The sequence below is a fragment of the Mycobacterium sp. EPa45 genome (assembly GCF_001021385.1).
Lineage (GTDB): Bacteria > Actinomycetota > Actinomycetes > Mycobacteriales > Mycobacteriaceae > Mycobacterium.
In genome coordinates this window covers 3,105,434-3,120,884 of record NZ_CP011773.1, presented here as the reverse complement: position 1 = coordinate 3,120,884, position 15,451 = coordinate 3,105,434, and the positions used below count along the sequence as shown (strand labels likewise).

Below are 15,451 nucleotides of genomic sequence, written 5' to 3'. Positions count from 1 at the left end.
ATTTCGCCTCTCGACGCGCCTGGCGACCCGAACCGCCGCCGCCCGCTAGCCTGTCCGGATGCGGATCGCCGTGTTGCTCACCGCGTCGCTGCTGGTCGCGGGATGTTCGGGTGCGACGGGCGGTCAGGCGCGCCAGACCCAGCTCACACCGATCACCCCGCGCTCCCCCACGTCGTCGTCCGGTCCGACGTCGGCCACCTCATCGGCGACTTCGACCTCGTCGGTGCCGGCGCCGGCGGCCGGTGTCCCGATCGCCGAGGCGATCAAGTGGATCGAGGCGGCCCCGCCGATCGACGCGGCCCAGTACCACATCGCGTTGCGCGGAAGTGTCACCACCGAGCTCGGCGACGACATCGCCTTCACAACGCCGAGCGGTACGAATTGCATGACCGACGCCAAGCACGGTTCCCCGGCGCTGGCGTGTCTGGTGGAGCTCACGAACCCGCCGCCGCGGCCGGCAGACACCTACGGCCAGTGGAAGGGCGGCTGGGTCGACTTCGACGGTTCCAGCGTCCAGGTCGGGTCGGCGCATGGCGACCCGGGGCGCTTCGCCTACGGGCAGGGACGCGAATTGCCTTATGACGCTTCACTGTCATTCGGGAACTACCGCTGCCGCACGGATGCCAGCGCCCTGCTGTGCGTGAACTATGCCCGCCAATCGGCGGTGCGCCTTGCCGCCGACGGCGTTGACGCGTTCGCGTGTGCCCGGCAGGTCACGCCGCCGGCGGGAATCGGTGTGCAATACGTCTGTTAGGACTCCGACCTCGGCGAGAGTTGCTCCGCCGCGGGCATGGCCGCCATCGCCGATCGTATTTCGTCCAGGTCGTCACCCATGGCGTCGACGATCGCCTCGTCCCTGTTCTGGTCGGCCTCCAAGTACTTCGTCGACTGCTCGATTTCCTCGGCCTCTGTCTGGAAGCCGGCCGCCGACGGCCCGAACGACGAGTAGACACCGACCGAGGAGCCGAAGCTCGATGTCATGCGGCCATTACCCAGGCCCGCCGTCGGTGCACTGCCCAGCTTCACCGAAGCCGGATCGACCGCCTTCGTCGTATCAATGCGCGGTGCACCCTCGGAGGCAACCGTCGTATCGGACGCCGCGGTGCCCCGCGCGGGCGAACCGGTGCCGTCATCGGCGGAGGCGGTGCCCGCGCCGAACGCGAGCGCCATCCCGAAACCCGCGGTGAGCGCGCCCAGCCAAACTGCGTGTCGTGTGTTCATGCCGTCGAGGATCAGGGGCACACCTCAATGAATCCTCAACACCGCAATCAGGTGGCCAGAACGCCTTTCGCGCGCAGGATCGGCAGTACGCCCTCGGCGAACCAGTACGCCTCTTCCAGGTGCGGGTAGCCCGACAGGATGAACTCGTCGAACCCGACCGTGTGGTACTCCCAGATAAGGTTGGCCACCTCTTCGTGGCTGCCGACCAGGGCGGTGCCGGCACCGCCGCGGACCAGGCCGACGCCGGCCCACAGATTCGGGTAGATCTCCAGCTTGTCGGTGCGCCCGCCGTGCAGGGCGGTCATCCGCCGCTGCCCCTCGGACTCCGACTTCGCATGCAGCCTTGTCGCCTCGTCGATCTGGGCCGGCGTCAGTTCGGTGACCAGTTCCTCGGCGACCGCCCAGGCCGCGGCCGCGGTGTCGCGGGTGATGGTGTGTAAACGGATGCCGAACCGCAGGCGTCGACCGCGAGCCTCCGCCAGCTCCCGCACAATGTCGATCTTGGCCTTCGCCGCCTCGGGTGGCTCGCCCCACGTGAGGTAGACGTCGACGTGTTCGGCGGCGATCGGCAATGCTGCGGGTGAAGAACCGCCAAAGTAGAACTCCGGCAACGGGTTCGGCGGCTCCGACACGCGCCCGTCGCGGATCTTGTAGTACGCGCCGTCGAAGTCGAACGAGTCCTGGCCCCACACCGACTTCACGACCTTCAGGAATTCGCCCGTCCGTGCGTAACGCTCGTCGTGATCGAGCCAGTCACCGAAGCGCTGCTGCTCGCTGTCGTCTCCGCCGCTGACCACGTTGAGCAACAGGCGTCCGTCGGAGAACCGTTGCAGCGTCGCGGCCTGTTGGGCGGCCAGCGTCGGGGGCACCAATCCGGGCCGGAAGGCCACCAGGAACTTCAGCCGCTCGGTTTCGGCCAGCAGCGCCGATGCCGTCAACCATGCGTCCTCACACCATGTTCCGGTTGGCGTCAGCACCCCCTCGAAGCCCAGTCGGTCCGCGGCCCTGGCCACTTCGGCCAGGTACCGCCGGCTCGGTGGACGGTATCCGTCGGGAACGATGTGGTGCGACGACGCGTGCGATGCCCCCACGATCGAGCGGCTGTCGCCGTTGGTGGGCAGGAACCAGAAAAACTTCGCAGGCAACGACGCACTCCCTTGGGAACAATCTCACTATCCGGTTGGCGCCCATCGACCCTAGGAACGACCGACCCTTCCCGTTAAGGGTTTGATTCGCGGTGACCGAAAGGACGTCAGCGGCGAGTCAGGACACCGGACTCCTCGATGGACTCCAAGAGCAGGGTGCGATAGCCGAATTCGTCGAACAGCACGGTGATCCGGTCATCCTCGGCGCCCATCACCGTTCCGGGTCCCCACTCCCGGTGCACGACCGGCGTCTGCACCGCCCAGCGGTCGGTGGCCGGCGGGTCGTCGAGCAAACCGGTCGCACAGTTGTCGCAATTGCGGCACGGCTGCGGCAGCGCCTCTCCGAAATAGCTCAGCAGGAACTGGCGCCGGCAATCCCGTGTCTCGGCGTAGCCGCGCATCATCTCGACCCGGGTGCGGTCGACTCGTTCGTTGCGTTCGACGATCTCGACGGCGCGGCGCACCGCCTCCTCGACGCCAGTATCGCTGCTGCGGATGAAGCCTTCCCGCGCCGAGCCGGCCAGCTCCGCCTCCTCGAGCAGGTTCAGCGCGTTCGTCACCCGAGCACCGGACACCCCGAGTTCGGTGCGCAGCTCACCCAATCGCTTGGGGGTCGTGCGGTCCAGGGCCGCATACACCCGCGCCAGCAGGTCCTCGTCGGGCCGGTTGGAGGTGAAGAACCGGGCCAGGCCGAGATCCTCCGGACGGTAGAACAGCACCGCCACCGCCGGTTCGCCGTCACGACCGGCCCGCCCGATTTGCTGGTAGTAGCTGTCCATCGAGTCGGGAACCGACGCGTGGACCACGGTGCGGACATCGGCCTTGTCGATGCCCATCCCGAACGCCGACGTCGCCACCACCACGTCGACCCCATCCTCGGCCCGGAACAGCCGATGGACCTCGTCGCGCTGCTCTCGCGACAGACCCGCATGATAGGCCTCGGCGCTGATGCCGGATGAATTCAGTTGCGCGGCATAGCTTTCAGAGTCCCTACGCGTCGCCGAATAGAGCAGTGCCGGACGCTCGACGTGATGCATCCTGGCCAGCACCGCCTCCCGCTTGTCGTGGTCGGTGACGTGGTGTGACACCTGGAGTCCGATGTTGGGGCGGTCGAAGCCGCTGGCGATGACCAGCGGATCGCGCAGCCGCAGATGCTCGACGATTTCGCGGCGCACCACCGGCGACGCGGTCGCCGTCAACGCGATGACGGGCGGGTGACCGAAACGTTCGATGCTGTCGGCGATCCGTAGATAGCTCGGTCGGAAGTCGTGGCCCCACGCGGACACACAGTGGGCCTCGTCGACCACCACCAGTGAGACGTCCATCGCGGCCAGGTCGGCGACCACGGCATCGTTGGTGAGCTGCTCGGGCGCCAAGAAGATGTACTCGACCTCCTTGTGCCGCAACGCCTGCCAGTTCCGGGCGATGTCATCGCGGCCCAGTTGCGAGTTGATGGCGACCGCGTCAGGGGCGTCGGTGGCCGCCAGGCCGCTGATCTGGTCGCGCTGCAGCGCGATCAGCGGCGAGACGACCAGCGTCGCGCCGTCGATCAACACTGCGGGTACCTGGTAGATCGCCGACTTGCCGGAGCCGGTCGCCATCACGGCCAGCACGTCACGCCCGGCGAGCACCGCCTCCATCGCCTCGAGCTGAGCCGGCCGCAACTGAGGCCAGCCGAATACCTCGGCGGCAACCCGCTGCAGATCGGTCCGTCGACCCACCGGCCCGGTCACCGACCTCTCAGCGCCAGCCGTCCGCGGCCTTGGCAGCCCGGACCAGCGCGTCGCACAGTTGCCGCAACTCCGCGGTCGCCGCTCCCTCGTCGACCGCGGTGGCGACGTCCTCGGCGGCGCACCTCACCTGGTAAACCCGGTCGGACAGTTCGGCGGCCTCCTCGGCCGACAGCACCACCGCGTCCTCGGGGATCGCGCTGCCCTTGACCAACGCGCGCTGCTCGTAGGCGCGCTGCCGGCAGGACTGGCGGCAGTACTGCCTGCGCCGGCCCATGCCGGCGTCGGCCACCTCGCGTCCGCACCACCGGCACGGCTGGGAGCGGGAACGACGCGTCACGTCATGTGACTGTAGACGGCCTGTGCGAGTGATCCCGGTATCATGGGGGGTCGAGTCGGGAACCGCAGAGAGTTGTCTTGCGTTGACTACCCGGACTTCTAAGGGCCCCGGTCCTTAATTGGCACTGTGAGGAGAGTTGACGATGGCTGATCGTGTCCTGAGAGGCAGCCGCCTCGGAGCCGTGAGCTACGAGACGGACCGCAACCACGACCTGGCGCCGCGTCAGATTGCGCGGTACCGCACCGAGAACGGCGAGGAATTCGAGGTTCCGTTCGCCGACGACGCCGAGATCCCCGGCACCTGGCCCTGCAAGAACGGCCTCGAAGGCACCCTGATCGACGGTGACCTGCCCGAGCCCAAGAAGGTCAAGCCCCCGCGCACCCACTGGGACATGCTGCTGGAGCGCCGCTCGATCGAGGAGCTCGAGGAGCTGCTCAAGGAGCGCATGGACCTCATCAAGTCCAAGCGCCGCGGCAGCTGATCTAGCTTCTAGCGGACCACACCGCGGGCGCGGTCAATGCGCCCGCCGATGCCCCACTGGGCGACCTTGACCATCGCTTCGCGGATGTTCGAGCCGCTCATCTTCGAGACCCCGAGTTCACGCTCGCGGAACGTGATGGGCACCTCGGTGACCCTGAAACCGCTGTTGATCGTGCGCCAGGTCAGGTCGATCTGGAAGCAGTAGCCCTTGGAATCCACCGCCGACAGGTCGATCTTCTCCAGCACCTCGCGCCGGTAGGCGCGGTAACCGGCGGTGATGTCGTGGATTCCGACCCCGAGCAGCACGCGCGAGTAGGTGTTGGCGGTCTTGGACAGCACGAGCCGCCGGTAGGGCCAGTTGCGGACGGTGCCGCCCTGCACATAGCGGGAACCGATCGCCAGATCGGCGCCGCTGTCGATGGCGTCCAGCAGCCGGTAGAGCTGCTCGGGTGCGTGGCTGCCGTCGGCATCCATCTCCACGAGCACGTTGTATTGGCGGCTCAGGCCCCAGGCGAACCCCGCGAGATAGGCCGCGCCGAGCCCGTCCTTGGCGTTGCGGTGCATCACGTGAACCCGGTCGGTGTCGGCCAGGGACAGTTCGTCGGCGAGCTCGCCGGTCCCGTCGGGGCTCCCGTCGTCGACGATCAGCACATGTACCTCGGGGCAGGCCTTGTGCACTCGGCCCACGATCAGGGGCAGGTTCTCCAACTCGTTGAACGTCGGAATGATCACCAGGGTGCGCTGGCTGGGGCGCTCGACGCCCGTGTTGCCCCGGTCGGTCATGACTCTCCTTTGTCGTGCTGCCCGGCCAGGGCTGAGGATGGATCGCCCTGCTCCGGCGTGGTGTCGCCGTCGTCGTCGCCCCCGGACATGCTGCGTGCTTCCCGCTCTCGCCGCCTGCGGCGCAACGGGCGCATGAACCAACCATTGTGCAGTATGGCCCCGATCACGACCGAAATGGCAGCTCCGACCAGCGCCCACTGGATCAGCGCTCCCCACCGCGTGGCCGGCGTCTCACTGGTCTTGAGCCGTACGGTCATGTCGAGATAGGCCGGTGTGAAGAACTGGGTGCGGGCGATCTCGGCGCCGTCGGGGGCGATCACCGCGCTGATCCCGGTGGTGCCGGCCACCACCACATACCGGTCGTGCTCGACGGCGCGGGCGCGGGCGAACGCCAGCAGCTGTTCGCTCATGTTCTGGTCGAAGGTCGCATTGTTGGTCGGGACCGCCAGCAGTTGGGCCCCGTTGCGGACCGACTCGCGCAGCGCGCGGTCGAAGATGACCTCCCAGCAGGTGGCCACCCCGACCGGCACCCCGGCGGCGTGCACGACGCCCGACCCGCTACCCGGCACGAAGTAGCCGGCGCGGTCGGCGAAGGACGAGAGGTGCCGGAAGAAGCCCCGCCACGGCATGTATTCGCCGAACGGCTGGATGATCTGCTTGTCGTGGCGCTCCCCTGGCCCGTTGACCGGATCCCAGACAACGACGGTGTTCGACGCGGTCGGGTTTTCCGGCGTCCAGTCCGGGCGGGCAATGACGGCGCCGACCAAAATCGGGGCGCCGATCGCCTGCGCGGCCGCGCTGATCTGCTGGGCGGCGTCGGGATTGGTCATCGGGTCGATGTCCGACGAATTCTCGGGCCAGATCACGAACTGCGGCTGCGGCGCCCTGCCGGCGTGCACATCGTCGGCCAGCTGCAGGGTTTGACGTACGTGGTTGTCCATTACGGCGCGACGCTGACTGTTGAAGTCCAGCCCAAGCCGCGGCACATTGCCCTGAATCGCGGCCACCGTCACCGTCGGCTCATTGCCCGCGCCGCCGGCAGCGCGGCGCACCTGCGGTGCGGCCACCGCGGTGGTGAGCAGCACCGCGGTGATGCACAGCCCGGGCAGCAGCAGGCCGGACAGTGACATGTGCCCGCCCGATCGGGCCGGGGCGCTGTGCTGCCACCAGCGCGCGATCTCGAAGGCCAGCGCGGCCAGCGAGATGCCCAGCAACGCGATCGCGAACGACAGCAGCGGCACGCCGCCGAGCTGGACCAGCGACAGGAAAGGTCCACCTGTCTGACCGAAACCGACTAGGCCCCAAGGGAATCCACCGAACGGCACGGCCGACTTCAGCCACTCCTGGGCCGACCACAGCAACGCGAACCACAATGACCAGCCGGGGACGCGGCGCACCACGACCGCCAGCCAGCCGAACAGCGCCGGAAACAGTGCCTCCATCGCGGACAGCGCCAGCCACGGCACCGGGCCGACCAGACCACTGATCCAGGGAATCAGCGGGATGTAGAACGCCAATCCGAACAGGAACCCGTATCCCAGCCCGCCGGCCGGCGTCGTCTTCGGATGCACCAGCACCCAGCTCAGCAGCGCGAAGCTCACGACCGCCGACCACCACCAGCCGATTGGCGGGAAGCTGACGCACAACAGCAGCCCCGCGGTCACCGCGACCAGCAGCCGGACCAGCCGCGGCGGCAGGGCGGTGCGCAACCACTTCAGCAGCCAGCTAGCCATGGAGCACAAACCCCCGGTGCACGGTCTGACGGCAGCGTGGCAGCGGGTCGCCAGGCGCCAGGCGGGGCAGCGCGGGCACCCGCGAGCGCGGGTCGGTGGACCAGCGCTGGACGCTGTCGGCCGGGGCGGCGACATCGAGGTCGCCGGCCGCCTCCCACACCGCATACGACGCCGGCGCGCCCGGCACCAAGGTCCCGCTGATCCCGTCGCGCACCCCGCCGGCGCGCCACCCGCCGCGGGTCGCCGCCGCGAACGCCGCCCGCACGGAAATCGAGCTTCCTTCGGTCTGGTGATGGCTGGCCGCGCGCACCGTCGCCCAGGGATCGATGCTGGTCACCGGGGCATCTGAGCCGAACGCCAAGGGCACGCCTGCCGATGCTAGTTGTGAGAAGGGGTTGAGCGGGCCGGCTCGATCAACACCCAGACGGCGGGCGTACATGCCACTGTCGCCGCCCCAGAGCGCGTCGAAATTGGGTTGCATGCTGGCCGTCACTCCAGCCTGGCCCAGCGTGGCGGCCTGCTCGGCGCTCACCATCTCCAAATGCTCCAGCCGGTGCCCGCAGCGGGCGACCGCCGGCGCCCCGAATTGCTCGACGAGCCGGGTCACGGCGTCGACCGCGGCGGTCACCGCCGCGTCACCGATGACGTGGAATCCCGCCGTCACGCCGGCCTCGGTACAGGCGAACAGGTGATCGGCGATGCCGTCGGCGTCCAGGTAGCAGTTGCCGACGCGGTCGGGCGCGTCGGCATACGGCTGGCACAGCCACGCGGTGCGCGAGCCCAGCGCGCCGTCGACGAACAGGTCGCCGGCCAGACCGTTGGCGCCCGTCGCCTCGATGAGCGCTCTGGCCTGCGCGGCGCTGGAGACCGCTTCACCCCAGTAGCCGACAACCTCGACGCCGTGGGAGGTGGCACGCAACTCCTGCCAGTCGTCGGCCCCGCCGATCTCGGGTCCTGCGCACTCGTGGACCGCGACGATGCCGGCGCCGGCGACCGCATCCAGGGCCGCGAGCCGGGCGTCGGCGCGCTGGCGCGCGGTCAGCAGGCGGCGCGCCTCGCTGCGGACGAGGTGATGGGCGTCGGCCGACAGGGGCCGCTGCGGGTGGTGACCCGCGACGGCAGGAAGCCCGGGCACCAGCTCCCGCAGGCCGGTTGATGCGACGGCTGAGTGGACGTCGACGCGGGCCAGGTAGGCGGGGACCGCACCGACGACGGCGTCGACTTCATCGGTGCTGGGTGCCTCGTCGCGAGCCCAGCCCGCGTCATCCCAGCCGTGCGCCCAGATGGGCCGGCCGGGATGCGCCGCCGCGTGCTGGGCGACCAGGGTCAGGCAGTGCCGTTTGGAAGTCGCGCCGGTCAGGTCGAGCCCGGTCATCAGCAGGCCGGTCGAGGTCAGATGAATGTGACTGTCGACGAAGGCGGGTGCCACGAACGCGCCGTCGAGGTCGACGGTGATGGCGTCGCCGAACTGAGACCGGCCGACGTCGTCGCTGCCCAACCAGGCGACGACGCCGTCGCGAACCGCCATCGCGGTCGCATCCGGGTGCGACGGGCTGTGGATGCGCCCGCCCAGCAGCAGTGTGGTCACGGTCAGTCAGTCTCCCTCGCGCGTGCGGGGCAGACGCAGAGGGTCAGTACCGGCGGACGATGTTGGCGTCGTGGACCGGACCGTAGACCTGCTCCTCGACGACCTCGCCGTCGATGTAGTCGCCGCGGCCGGGATGACCGCTGGGCGCGGTCAGATTGATGACGCTGACCCGGCGGGCGATGCCGCGGGTGAGCAGCATTCCGGCCAGCGGCCGCACCACGCTGCGAGTCAGCGGCAGTAGCATCAGCGCACCGATCGCGGTGCTGACGATGCCGGGAATGAACATCAGGACGGTGCCGAGGGCGACGAGCATGCTGTCGGCGACCGCACCCTGTGGGTTGGTTCGGGTGCGCTGCAGCTTGAGGATCTGGCGCTTGACCTGCGAACCGGCCAAGGCGACCCCGATCACCGAGGTAGCGAGCAGGATCAGCAGCGTCCAGCCGATGCCGACCGACCAGGTCAGGGCGGCCAACACCGCCAGCTCGACCACGGCGTAGAGCAAGAGCGTCCGCATCACCATGTAGTGCCAACGAGCAGCGAACCGGCCTGGTTCCGGCCGGCCTGATAAGACCCTGTGAGTTCTATTGCGGCGTGATCTCGAGAGCGACGTGCACTTTGTCGATGCCGCCGCGGACCAGGCTGTGCAGGTAGAACCACCACGAGTGTTGCCAGTAGCGGCGCAGCACCTTGTTGTAGACGCCGCGGGTCTCCGAGTCCGGCAACACGCGGGCCGTCGCCTCGACCGCCGGGCCTTTCGGCTTTCCGAGCGCATGGCTCTCGGCGATGGTGACCCGCGGGGTGTTGCGGATGCGCTTGACCTTCCATGACACCCGGTCGGTGATGACCAGCAACCGGTCGCCGTCGGGCACACCCCAGATGGCCGTCGGCTTGGGTGTGCCGTCCTTGGTGAACGTGGTGAGCAACAGGTATTTCGCCTGTGCGACGTCGGGGAAGGTGGGATTGGCGACCGAGTTAGCCATGCCGTGACTGTTCCCCTCCGCGGGCGTTTTAAAGCGTCGGGATCAGGCGGCGCGCAATTCCAGGCCGATGGTGCGCTTGACGCCACCACGCAGCTTGCTGAAGAAATTGAAGACGTGCCCGACGATCCCGTAGCGCTTGCCGATCGCCTGATACACCCGCTCGGTCTGAGATTCGGGAAGGACGGCCGCTACCGCTTCCACGGCTTCACTCTTGACGTTGCCGCGCACATCGCAGATCGCCACCGTCACTCGCGGGGTGTTGCGGATGCGCTTGACCTTCCACGCGTTTTTCTCACTGATCACCAGCGCGGCGTCGCCGTCGGGTACGACCCAGACCGCGGTCGGCTTGGGCCTGCCGTCCTTGGTGAACGTGGTCAGCGAGATGTATTTGGCGTTGACGACCTCAGCGAACGTAAGTGCCATGCACTCAACTTAGCCTCTAACGCGCTTCGAGGTCGCCTTCGGTTTCCAGCAACACCTGCCGCAAACCGTTCAGCGTGGCCGGATCCGGGCTCTCCCACATCCCGCGACCGACCGCCTCGAGCAGCCGCTCCGACATCCCGTGCAGCGCCCAGGGATTGGACTCGTTCATGAACTTACGGTTCTCCGGGTCCAGCACGTAGGACTCGGTGAGCTGCTCGTACATCCAGTCGGCCATCACGCCCGCGGTCGCGTCGTAGCCGAACAGATAGTCCACGGTCGCGGCCATCTCGAAGGCGCCCTTGTAGCCGTGCTTGCGCATCGCCGCCATCCAGCGCGGGTTGACCACCCGCGCGCGGAACACCCGGGTGGTCTCCTCGGACAGGGTGCGGGTGCGCACGGCATCCGGGCGGGTGTTGTCGCCGATGTAGGCCGCCGGCGCCTTACCGGTCAGCGCCCGCACGGTCGCCACCATGCCGCCGTGGTACTGGAAGTAGTCGTCGGAGTCCGCGATGTCGTGCTCGCGGGAGTCGGTGTTCTTGGCGGCGACCACGATTCGGCGATACTGGGTGGACATGTCGTCGGCGGCCGGCCTGCCGTCGAGCTCGCGTCCATAGGCGAAACCGCCCCATGCGGTGTACACCTCCGCCAGATCGGCGTCGTCGCGCCAGTTGCGGCTGTCGATCAGCTGCAGCAGACCGGCACCATAGGTTCCCGGTTTGGAGCCGAAAATCCTTGTGGTTGCTCGTCTTTCATCACCGTGCTCGGCAAGGTCAACCTGGGCATGCGCGCGGACGAAATTCTGCTCGGCCGGTTCGTCGAGGCCGGCGACCAGGCGCACCGCGTCATCGAGCATCGTGACGACGTGTGGGAAGGCGTCGCGGAAGAAGCCGGAGATGCGCACCGTGACGTCGATCCGGGGCCGCCCCAACTCGGCCAGCGTGATGGCCTCGAGGTCGACGACGCGCCGAGACGCGTCATCCCAGACCGGCCGGACGCCCAGCAGCGCAAGGACTTCGGCGATATCGTCGCCCGAGGTGCGCATCGCCGAGGTACCCCACACCGACAGCCCGACCGATCGCGGCCAGTCGCCGTGGTCGGCGCGGTAGCGCTGAAGAAGCGAATCGGCCATGGCCACGCCGGTTTCCCAGGCCAGCCGGGACGGGACGGCCTTGGGGTCGACGGAATAGAAGTTACGGCCAGTCGGCAACACGTTGACCAGACCGCGCAGCGGTGAGCCGGACGGCCCGGCCGCGATGAAGCGGCCGTCCAATGCGCGCAACACCTGCTCGATCTCGGCGGCCGTGCCGGCCAACCGCGGCACCACCTCGGTGGCCGCGAACCGCAGGATCGCCGCGACACCGTCGTCGTCGGTGAGTTCCCCGACCCGGGCGGCGTCCCAGCCGGTGGCCTGCAGGCCGGCCAACAGCACGCGGGCCTGCTGTTCGGCTTCGTCGACTTCCCCCCGGTTGGCGCTGCCGTCCTCGGCCAGCCCGAGCGCCTCACGCAGGCCGGGCAGATGCTGCTCGCCGCCGAACAGCTGGCGGGCCCGCAGGATCGCCAGCACGAGGTCGAGTTCGGCCTCACCGGCCGGCGCGGCGCCGAGGATGTGCAACCCGTCGCGGATCTGAACGTCCTTGATCTCGCAGAGCCAACCGTCCACGTGCAACAGCATGTCGTCGAACGAGTCGTCCTCGGGTCGCTCGGCCAGGCCCAGATCGTGGTCCATCTTGGCCGCGCGCATCAGGGTCCAGATCTGCTGACGGATGGCCGGCAGCTTGCCCGGATCGAGCGCGGCGATGTTGGCGTGCTCGTCGAGCAGCTGTTCCAGTCGGGCGATGTCGCCGTAGCTTTCGGCCCGCGCCATCGGCGGAATGAGATGGTCCACCAGGGTGGCGTGCGCGCGGCGCTTGGCCTGGGTGCCCTCCCCCGGGTCGTTGACCAGGAACGGGTAGATCAGCGGCAGGTCGCCGAGCGCGGCGTCGGTTCCGCAGGACGCCGACATACCAACGGTCTTGCCGGGCAGCCATTCCAGGTTGCCGTGTTTACCGAGGTGCACGGCGGCGTGCGCGCCGAAGGAGTGCCGCAGCCACAGGTAGGTGGCCAGGTAATGGTGGCTGGGCGGCAGATCGGGATCGTGGTAGATCGCGACGGGGTTCTCGCCGAATCCGCGCGGCGGTTGCACCAGGATCACGATGTTGTCGGATTGGATTGCGGCGACAACGATTTCGCCGTCCGGGTTCCGGCTGCGGTCGACGAACAGTTCACCAGGCGGCGGGCCCCAGTGGGTGACCATCGCCTCGGTCAGCTCGTCGGGCAACGCCGCGAACCACTCGCGGTATTGCGCGGCCGGGATGCGAATGGGGTTGCCCGCCAGCTGGCCGTCGGTAACCCAGTCCGGGTCCTGGCCGCCGCGCTCGATGAGCGCATGCATCAGGGCGTCGCCGTCGGACGCGTCGACGCCGGGGATCTCACCGATCCGGTAGCCGGCGTCACGCAACGCATGCAGCAGTGCCACGGCACTGGCCGGGGTGTCGAGCCCGACGGCATTGCCGATCCGGGAGTGCTTCGTGGGGTAGGCCGAGAACACCAGGGCCAGCCGCTTGTCTTCCGCGCCGACTCGGCGCAGGTTGGCGTGCTTGACGGCCAGGCCGGCGACCCGTGCGCACCGCTCCGGGTCGGGCAGGTAGGAGATGAGACCGTCGGAGTCGATCTCCTTGAACGAGAACGGGACCGTGATGATGCGGCCGTCGAATTCGGGCACCGCCACCTGCGTGGCGACATCCAGCGGGCTCAGGCCGTCGTCGTTGCCGGACCAGGTTGCCCGCGAACTCGTCAAGCACAGTCCCTGCAGGATCGGAACATCGAGGGCAGCAAGGTGTTTGACGTTCCAATTGTCGTCGTCGTGGCCGGCGCCCGCGGTGGCGGGACGGGCTCCGCCGGCGGCCAGCACGGTGACGACCATGGCATCGGCGGTACCGAGCAGCGCCAGCAGTTCGGGTTCGGGCGTGCGCAGCGAGGTGCAATACACCGGCAGCGCCCGCCCGCCGGCCGCTTCGATCGCGGTGGACAGCGCCTCGATGTAGGCGGTGTTGCCGGCCAGCTGCTGAGCCCGGTAGAACAGCACGGCGATGGTCGGCCCGTCGGTGGCCGCGCCCGCCCGGTCCAGCACGCCCCAGGTCGGGGTGGCCGACGGCGGGTTAAAGCCGAAGCCGGTCATCAGCAGCGTGTCGGACAGGAACGCGTGCAGCTGTCGCAGGTTTTCCACTCCGCCCTGGGCGAGGTAGATGTGGGTCTGCACGGCGATGCCGGCGGGCACCGTAGAACGCTCCATCAGGTCCGCGTCGGGAGCCTGCTCGCCGCTCACGACGATGGTCGGGCGGCCGCTGGCCACCACCGCGTCGATTCCGTCCTGCCACGCCCGGTAGCCGCCGAGAATCCGCACCACCACCACGTCGGCGCCCTCGACCAGCTCGGCCAGCTCACCGTCGATCAGCCGGGCCGGGTTGGCCCACCGAAAATCCGCGCCGCTGGCACGGGCGGTGATCAGGTCGGTGTCCGACGTGGACAGCAGCAACACGGTGGTAGACACCCACCATTCGTACCGTACGGGGGCTGTCGCGCCCTATTCGGATCGTGGCTAGCGCAAGGGTGTACGGAGCCCCCGCGCGGCCAGATCATCGGATCCATGTCCTTCCCCCTCGACGTTTCCAAGCTCGGAGCCCACATCGGCGCCGTGGTCCACGGTGTGCGGCTCGGTGGCGACCTGCACCCCGACACAGTCGACGCCATCCGCGCGGCACTGCTCGAACACAAGGTCATCTTCTTTCGCGAGCAGCATCATCTCGATGACGACGACCAGATCGCGGTGGCCCGCCTGTTCGGCGTGCCGACCGTTGCTCACCCGACCGTCACCTCCCGCGGCGAGACGGTGCTGCCCATCGACTCGCGCTTCGACAAAGCCAATTCCTGGCACTCCGACGTGACGTTCGTCGACCGGGTGCCCAAGGCGTCGCTGCTGCGTGCGGTGACCCTGCCGGCCTACGGCGGCAGCACGGTCTTCGCCAACACCGAAGCGGCCTACGACCAGCTGCCCCCGGCGTTGAAAGCACTCGCCGAGAATCCATGGGCGACCCACACCAACCTCTACGATTACGCCGGCGGGCAGGCCGAGAAGGTGGTCAGCGACCAAACCCGGGAGTACCGGGCCGAATTCGAGTCGTCCTACTACGAGACCGAGCATCCGGTGGTGCGGGTGCATCCTGAATCGGGCCGACGAGTTCTGTTGCTCGGCCACTTCGTCAAGCGGTTCGTCGGGTTGGGCAGCAGCGAGTCGGCCAGCTTGTTCACCGTGCTGCAGAACCGGATCACCCGGCTGGAGAACACCGTCCGGTGGAATTGGCAGCTCGGCGACATCGCCGTGTGGGACAACCGCGCCACCCAGCACTACGGGGTCGCCGATTACGACGACCAGTTCCGCTTCCTGAGCAGGGTGACACTGGCCGGTGACGTTCCGGTCGATGTGCACGGGCAGCCCAGCCGGGTGGTGGCCGGCGACGCGTCGCACTACTCCGGCGTGGTGTCCCCCGATGTCGTTGCAACAGTGCCGGTTCGGGCCGCCTGAGGGATATCGACGAACGGGCTCAGCGCCACGCCGACGGCGGCGACGACCGCCACCGGCGCCAGTAGCGGCAGCCACGGCACTCCGACACCGACGGTGGTGGCCAGCGCCCCAGCCACCGCAAAGCCGGCGATCGCGATCGCTGTCGCGCGGTTGAGTGGCGCGTACATCAGCACCAGGTACGCCGTCGCGCACACTCCCGATGCTGCGGCGAGCATCGGGTGCGGCGCGGTCAACGCGACAGCGCACACGACCGACAGGACGGCCGCGGTCGCCGCGGCCCGCACATACAACCCGACGAGGATGGCGATCAAGGCGACTCCAGCCGCGGCCAGCCCGCGGCTGTCGGCACCGACTGCCGCTGCCGCGGTCATCGCCACCCCGAAGGGGGCCGCGACGAGCCTCCTCAT

General features: G+C 68.6%; 13 protein-coding genes and 1 pseudogene. 3 read left to right on the top strand and 11 right to left on the bottom strand.

All coding sequences use genetic code 11. The annotated features are described in order from the left end of the window. Positions 1 to 58: 58 nt before the first annotated feature. Entirely contained in the window at positions 59 to 754 is a 696-nt protein-coding gene (locus AB431_RS14850) for a hypothetical protein (protein ID WP_047330573.1), read from the top strand. On the opposite strand, the gene AB431_RS14845 is transcribed toward AB431_RS14850, so the two are convergent. The 4 genes from AB431_RS14845 to AB431_RS14830 form a co-directional block, all read right to left on the bottom strand. Next, entirely contained in the window at positions 751 to 1,221 is a 471-nt protein-coding gene (locus tag AB431_RS14845) for a hypothetical protein (RefSeq protein ID WP_144418264.1), read from the bottom strand. The two genes, AB431_RS14850 and AB431_RS14845, sit on opposite strands and share 4 nt — an antisense overlap. Positions 1,222 to 1,268: 47 nt before the next feature. Next, complete coding sequence (locus AB431_RS14840; RefSeq protein WP_047330571.1) at positions 1,269 to 2,366, bottom strand: LLM class flavin-dependent oxidoreductase; 1,098 nt, start codon at positions 2,364 to 2,366, stop codon at positions 1,269 to 1,271. Positions 2,367 to 2,473: 107 nt separating this feature from the next. After that, positions 2,474 to 4,099, bottom strand: a complete 1,626-nt coding sequence (locus tag AB431_RS14835; RefSeq protein WP_235435674.1) for a RecQ family ATP-dependent DNA helicase — start codon at positions 4,097 to 4,099, stop codon at positions 2,474 to 2,476. A gap of 7 nt (positions 4,100 to 4,106) precedes the next feature. Beyond that, positions 4,107 to 4,436: a hypothetical protein gene (locus tag AB431_RS14830; protein ID WP_047330569.1), complete on the bottom strand. Its 330-nt coding sequence runs from the start codon at positions 4,434 to 4,436 to the stop codon at positions 4,107 to 4,109. 142 nt (positions 4,437 to 4,578) lie between these two features. Here AB431_RS14830 and AB431_RS14825 point away from each other — a divergent pair, with 142 nt between their 5' ends. Continuing rightward, positions 4,579 to 4,917, top strand: coding sequence for an RNA polymerase-binding protein RbpA (locus AB431_RS14825; protein ID WP_047330568.1), 339 nt, complete (start codon positions 4,579 to 4,581; stop codon positions 4,915 to 4,917). A 26-nt stretch (positions 4,918 to 4,943) separates the two neighbouring features. Here AB431_RS14825 and AB431_RS14815 read toward each other — a convergent pair. The 6 genes and pseudogenes from AB431_RS14815 to cobN form a co-directional block, all read right to left on the bottom strand. Then, positions 4,944 to 7,432 (bottom strand): annotated as a pseudogene (locus AB431_RS14815) (glycosyltransferase); the annotation flags it as partial. Next, a complete protein-coding gene (locus AB431_RS14810; RefSeq protein ID WP_047330565.1) occupies positions 7,425 to 9,020 on the bottom strand; it encodes an amidohydrolase in 1,596 nt (531 codons plus the stop codon). The gene AB431_RS14810 and the pseudogene AB431_RS14815, both read right to left, overlap by 8 nt. Before the next feature lie 43 nt (positions 9,021 to 9,063). Further along, complete coding sequence (locus AB431_RS14805; protein WP_144418263.1) at positions 9,064 to 9,534, bottom strand: FxsA family protein; 471 nt, start codon at positions 9,532 to 9,534, stop codon at positions 9,064 to 9,066. A gap of 67 nt (positions 9,535 to 9,601) precedes the next feature. Continuing rightward, complete coding sequence (locus AB431_RS14800) at positions 9,602 to 10,000, bottom strand: PPOX class F420-dependent oxidoreductase (RefSeq protein ID WP_047330563.1); 399 nt, start codon at positions 9,998 to 10,000, stop codon at positions 9,602 to 9,604. 42 nt (positions 10,001 to 10,042) lie between these two features. Continuing rightward, positions 10,043 to 10,423 carry a PPOX class F420-dependent oxidoreductase gene (locus AB431_RS14795; protein ID WP_047330562.1) on the bottom strand — a complete coding sequence of 127 codons (381 nt, stop codon included), beginning with the start codon at positions 10,421 to 10,423 and terminating at the stop codon, positions 10,043 to 10,045. Positions 10,424 to 10,439: 16 nt separating this feature from the next. Continuing rightward, complete coding sequence (gene cobN / locus AB431_RS14790) at positions 10,440 to 14,012, bottom strand: cobaltochelatase subunit CobN (RefSeq protein ID WP_047330561.1); 3,573 nt, start codon at positions 14,010 to 14,012, stop codon at positions 10,440 to 10,442. Positions 14,013 to 14,108: 96 nt separating this feature from the next. Here cobN and AB431_RS14785 point away from each other — a divergent pair, with 96 nt between their 5' ends. Continuing rightward, a complete protein-coding gene (locus AB431_RS14785) occupies positions 14,109 to 15,044 on the top strand; it encodes a TauD/TfdA family dioxygenase (RefSeq protein ID WP_047330560.1) in 936 nt (311 codons plus the stop codon). Here AB431_RS14785 and AB431_RS14780 read toward each other — a convergent pair. Further along, positions 14,987 to 15,451, bottom strand: a complete 465-nt coding sequence (locus AB431_RS14780; RefSeq protein WP_052960288.1) for a hypothetical protein — start codon at positions 15,449 to 15,451, stop codon at positions 14,987 to 14,989. The two genes, AB431_RS14785 and AB431_RS14780, sit on opposite strands and share 58 nt — an antisense overlap.

Coding starts and splice junctions, on each gene's coding strand:
- AB431_RS14800 (WP_047330563.1), bottom strand. CDS start 10,000: ATGGCTAACTCGGTCGCCAATCCCACCTTCCCCGACGTCGCACAGGCG.
- AB431_RS14805 (WP_144418263.1), bottom strand. CDS start 9,534: ATGCGGACGCTCTTGCTCTACGCCGTGGTCGAGCTGGCGGTGTTGGCC.
- AB431_RS14850 (WP_047330573.1), top strand. CDS start 59: ATGCGGATCGCCGTGTTGCTCACCGCGTCGCTGCTGGTCGCGGGATGT.
- AB431_RS14845 (WP_144418264.1), bottom strand. CDS start 1,221: ATGAACACACGACACGCAGTTTGGCTGGGCGCGCTCACCGCGGGTTTC.
- AB431_RS14795 (WP_047330562.1), bottom strand. CDS start 10,423: ATGGCACTTACGTTCGCTGAGGTCGTCAACGCCAAATACATCTCGCTG.
- AB431_RS14780 (WP_052960288.1), bottom strand. CDS start 15,451: ATGAGGAGGCTCGTCGCGGCCCCCTTCGGGGTGGCGATGACCGCGGCA.
- AB431_RS14825 (WP_047330568.1), top strand. CDS start 4,579: ATGGCTGATCGTGTCCTGAGAGGCAGCCGCCTCGGAGCCGTGAGCTAC.
- AB431_RS14785 (WP_047330560.1), top strand. CDS start 14,109: ATGTCCTTCCCCCTCGACGTTTCCAAGCTCGGAGCCCACATCGGCGCC.